The sequence below is a fragment of the Alteromonas sp. 14N.309.X.WAT.G.H12 genome, from assembly GCF_036697315.1.
Classification (GTDB): Bacteria; Pseudomonadota; Gammaproteobacteria; order Enterobacterales; family Alteromonadaceae; genus Alteromonas.
In genome coordinates this window covers 1-5,208 of the sequence record NZ_JBAHZB010000047.1, presented here as the reverse complement: position 1 = coordinate 5,208, position 5,208 = coordinate 1, and the positions used below count along the sequence as shown (strand labels likewise).

Here is a 5,208-nt window from a genome sequence, read left to right as displayed (position 1 = left end):
TGTGCCTTAGCATAAGGTTATACATGTTTTTTTCTGCCACGGCGATACCGCCCGAGTACCGTCATACCCAGCAATACCAACCAACCGGCACCCAGGCTGCCGCCACTGTCTGAACTACTGGACGAATCTGTATTCTCTTCTGTGTTGGTCGTCGTCTCTTCCGTTTCATCTGTATCATCCGTATCATCGTCTGCCTGTGTCGCCTCAACGGTCACGGTCAAGGTCGCCGTGTCGGTGAGTTCACCGTCTGATACCGTATAGCTGATGGTTTCTGTTCCCGACAATCCCGTTTCCGGCTGATAGGAAATCATGTCATCACTGATACTGACACTACTGTTACCCGTATAGGTAATCGACGGGATGCTAAGGCTATCACTGTCAATATCACTGTCGTTACCTAGCACATCGATGAGCGTGGCCTCGCTGTCTTGCTCTACCGTGGCGGTATCATCACTGGCAACGGGGGCATCGTTTATCGCATTAACGGTGATCACCAACGGATAGGAATTCGAGTCATTAACCCCATCATTGACCGTCGCAGAAACCGATAGCTCACCGTTAAAGTCAGCATCCGGCTGCACCGTCGTACCATCAAGGGTGTAATTATTGCCCGACTCCAGCGTTAGGGTGAAATTATCTGGGTATGAAGAATCCGCATCCGTCACTGACAAATCATCCAACGTCACCGTAATACTACTATCTTCATCCACGCTTAAATCTGCCTGTCCGTCAATCACGGGGGCAACGGCAGATTCACCTTCGTAAATCGTAAAGGCTGCTAGGTTCACTGCATAAAAAACGTTATCACTGCAACTGACCATAACACGGGCCGCAGAGGTTGCCGTGTTCGGCACGGTCACGCTTTGTTCACCATCATTATCCGTATCACTAATAAGGGTGGTATCAAAAACATTATCGCCATCAAGGTCGGCTTTAATATCTACGGTGTCACAACTAATGGGACTAAGTTCAGTACTGGCGGTATCCCATGTCACAGTTTCTTCTGTATTTCCTTGCCAAACACTGTCTTCAGTAGGTGTGGTTACTGCAAAGGCGGCGCCGGTATCCACCACATCGAGGGTGACATCAGCCGTATCCACCCCCCCCAGATTATCTTTCACCGTAATGCGAAAGTTCAACTCTCTGTCGGTTGAGGGATACACCTCACCAAAGCTGACGGTGTCGGAAAGCACATCCTCTAAGGCGGGAAAATAACGATAACTGACCGAGACGGCTTCATAAGAACGAAACAAGGGGTTAGCGCCGTTGTCGGTGCTCATTTCAGTACCATCAGCGGTGCCTCCGTCATCGCCGCCGGCATCCATCTCTTCCCACTGATAACTGAGCTCATCACCATCATCATCACTGGCGCTGGCATCCAGCCAAAAGGGGGTATTGGCAGGAATGGTATAGCTGCTACTGTCAACGCTTACACTGGGCGCTGAATTGTCTAAACTGGTACGCGTGCCGCAGGTGCTGCCGCGACCGGATTCAACATAATCACGGATCTGCTCCACCGAATGGGCATGGTAATAAGGATCCGCGGATGACTCGATATTCTGACCACTGCATAAACCGGCATAAGACATGATGGTTGAGCCACTGCCAGGCTCTACTGCACTGTCGCCGGAGCGCTGATCATCAGCGCAATCACTGCTGTCTTGGGCATTAAAGGTGTGCTCGGCATCCAATTGATGACCTAATTCATGGGCCACCAAATCAACGTAAAAACTCTCACCTTGTGGCGAGGTATTGCCACTGTAGCCTTGGGCTTTGTAACTGGCATTACAGGCCACACCTACATATGCAAGTCCGCCGGGATTGGTAGACAGCAAATGACCCACATCGTAATTATCTGTGCCTATTGCCTCATCAATGACCGTTTGGTTGGTTTCAATATCCGTAGTGGAATCGGAATTGGTAAAGGGATCGGTATCACCATCGGTATAAATAATGTCTTCGTTATCAACCAGTTCAAACTGAATTGCCGTATCTACCAATAAGATCTGATTCACCCGATTTACCAAGGTCACCATTTCAGCAACGGCATCATCCTTCGTACCGCCAACGGCTTCGGTATATTCACCGGTGGCACTCAGTGCCAAACGGTAGGTCGTCAGAGTATCCCCGGTGGTTTTCTGTGCAGTAGACACCGATGTTTCTTCATCTTCATCAGTTACCACAGCAGCAACCAGTGCATCATCGGTGGTAGAAGCCAACAAACTTTCGCCGTCTGCATTTTTGTAGTAATAACTGATGTAATCTTCGCTATTGCCTTCATACACAGGAGACAGCAATGCCCATTGTCCGTTATAGCGAAATATGCCGCTCAAGCCTTTATGGGTAATACTAAAACGGCCAATATTTTCAGGTTCATCAACCTGTACCGCTTCATAAGACATAAATTCAGGGTAGCGCGCCGCCAAGGATGAAGACATCACTTGAGAAGGGGTTAAGGTGAAATCCGCAGAGGTACCGTCAGGTAACGGGATGGCGATAGTAACGGTGGCATTTTTGTCCGTAAACCGCTGCTGTAAGACCGTGCTATCGAGAGATTGGTAATTTCCTGATGAGGCGTTAACTCTTTTAGGTTCCCCATCGTCATAGGGTTTGCTTTGCGCAGCGTCTACCCATAAAGATGATTGCGCCATTACATTCGTAACAGTAAACACCGTGACTCCGACCACACTGAATATGGCAATACGCTTACCCAGATTACGTAAAACCCGTTCGGCTACAACTTGCATAAAACAACCTTAAACACATGACAAACGGCCTACCGGCCGTTCATCAATAAATAAATTCAGTTTTGATAGCCTGACTATAGCAAAATCGGCCAACAATAAATGAGGTTTACATTAGTAAAGCCACATACTGTACTTAATTAACGTAAACACTCAGCTATTTGATGTGGAAAATTTCAGATAACTTACAATCCATAACAGAAACCTGACTTTCTCGTGGTTTCGGGCGTTCCCTGCCCAGCCGTTACCCAAGGCGTTAACGTTTTTTGACAAACACCGCCGCCGTTAATCTGGGAACAACAAAGCCATGGGCATTCATTTGACTGTTTTTTACCACATCATCGGCTCCCGTGGCTAAGGCATGATGCAGTTCAAAATCCTGCGCTCCGGCATAATTAAAATCAACCGGATGAGGGTTGTTGTTAAAGATCACCAGGATTTTTTCGTACGCCCCGTCCACGGCTTCGCCCCTGGTATCATCAATTTCCATTGCAATAACCCCCTGTAGAGGATGCGCCGTATTTTGATTTAAAAAATGCAGTTTTTCCATGATGCTTTGGGCGGTTTGCAATCGAAACAGTTTAGCGCTGCTGCGCACCGCAAGCATGTTTTCAAACACCTTACTGGCAAACTGGATATCCTGTGAAGAGGCCATATCACGTCCTTGATGCCCAGCCAGCACCGTTTTAATCAGCGGCCAATTCTCGGCGTCTTTATCCGCAGGAGGTAATCCCACATTGTAGTTATTCGTACGTTTTGTAAAGTCCACACCGTTAAACCAGTCACCGTAATCATAACTATCCCGTAAAAAAGATTTCGACCGTAATAGTTCTGACCCCATGTGCAAAAACGGGATCCCTTGGGCATAAAGGACGTAGGACAAACTTAGATTATGCAATCTCACTCTATCTTCGGTAGAGGTAGCAAAGGGTAATCGATACTGACTATTGTCCCATAGGGTTTGATTGTCATGCTTGGACACATAATTGATGGTATCGGCGGGATCATAAGCATATCCCGTAGGCTGATCGCCATAGGGGATCGTTTTACCCTGCAACTTACCCAGTTCAAAATTCGCCAAGTTGCCCGCTAAACCAATGCGGGTTTGATTCATCGCCAATTCATACTGTGCTCTAATGGTATCACTGGCTTGCCTTTCGTTAGGCATGGTGCCTAATCCATTGCCAATTCCTTGGGGATCCCGGGTATTGTTGCCCGACCCGCGCACCGCATCCCGTAATCTGTCGCTAAAGGTACCGATTTCTGTTCCGCCCAGCGCCAGTTGGCTAGCTTGAATAAAACGACGGTTATCGGCAACTTCACCAAAATTCCAGCCTTCACCGTAAAAGTACGTATCAGGATCGATTTTCCGTACCGCGTCTCTGGCTTTTAGCATCACTGCTTTAGGCTGATGTCCCATTAAATCAAAGCGAAAACCATCAATTTTGTATTCTTGCGCCCACGTTTTAAGGGAATCTTCCATAAGCTTTGCCATCATCCTTCGCTCGGTGGCCGTATTGCCACAGGAAAAGCAGGTCGATTGTTCCACCTCGCCAGAGATCGGATCGAGACGGTGGTAATACCCCGGCACAACTTTATCTAACACCGAATGAGGCGCTAAGCCATATTGATGGGTATGGTTATACACCACATCCATTATCACCCGAAATCCCAAGTTATGCAGTTGCATCACCATGGTTCTAAACTCAACGATACGTGTGATCCCCATAGGATCAGTGGCATAGCTTCCTTCGGGCACCGTATAATGAACAGGATCATACCCCCAGTTATAGTTATCTAGCTTGCGTAACTCACTCACCACCTTTTGCGCGGCATCCGTGCGAGGATCGAAGGTTGCCAAGACCTGTTTAATGGTTTGCTTAGGGGCAAATCCTCCTTGGCAAACCGATGCAATATTATGCTTACTACATAAGGTTTGTACTGTATCGTCGAGGTCGATAACCTGGGTTTCGTCTTCATTCACCGAACCAAAGTCAAAGGCCGGTAGTAGATGGATGGTATTGAGTCCACTGCGCTTTAATGCTTCAAGATGTTTCATTGGCGGCGACTGTAATTGGGTGAACGCTAAATACTTCCCCTTATATTTTGTGTTTGCTGTATCAGAGGCACTGAAATCACGAATATGTGTTTCGTATAGAATTTGGTCTTCCGGCGCGTCGATGGCCGGCATCTGTTGTTTATCCCAATTGTTAGGTTGGGTTTGAGGTGCCGATAAATCCACCACCTGAGAATGGGTGCCATTGGTGGATAAACTCAACGAGTAAGGATCTGTCACCATTAAGGTTTCAACACCATGGGTTTGTGGATGATAAACCTTTATTTTGTACTGATAATAGTCATATAAGGCTATTTTATCGGTTTTCAGGTGCCAAATCCCGGTTGCCCTGTCCTCTTGCATGGGCAATTCAACAAAGGGATCAGCTAAGTCCGTATTGTTAAAACC

The 5,208-nt window shown here is 47.4% G+C and carries 2 protein-coding genes; both read right to left on the bottom strand.

Annotated features, from left to right (window positions below; translation table 11 throughout):
• Window positions 1-17: 17 nt before the first annotated feature.
• Entirely contained in the window at window positions 18-2,747 is a 2,730-nt protein-coding gene (locus V5298_RS12615; protein ID WP_332931806.1) for a reprolysin-like metallopeptidase, read from the bottom strand.
• A gap of 253 nt (window positions 2,748-3,000) precedes the next feature.
• On the bottom strand, window positions 3,001-5,208 hold a 2,208-nt coding region (gene pulA / locus V5298_RS12610), incomplete at its 5' end, for a pullulanase-type alpha-1,6-glucosidase (RefSeq protein WP_332931805.1).

Bases quoted from the DNA above. Each gene is read 5' to 3' on its own strand.
- V5298_RS12615 (WP_332931806.1), bottom strand. From the start codon at position 2,747: ATGCAAGTTGTAGCCGAACGGGTTTTACGTAATCTGGGTAAGCGTATT.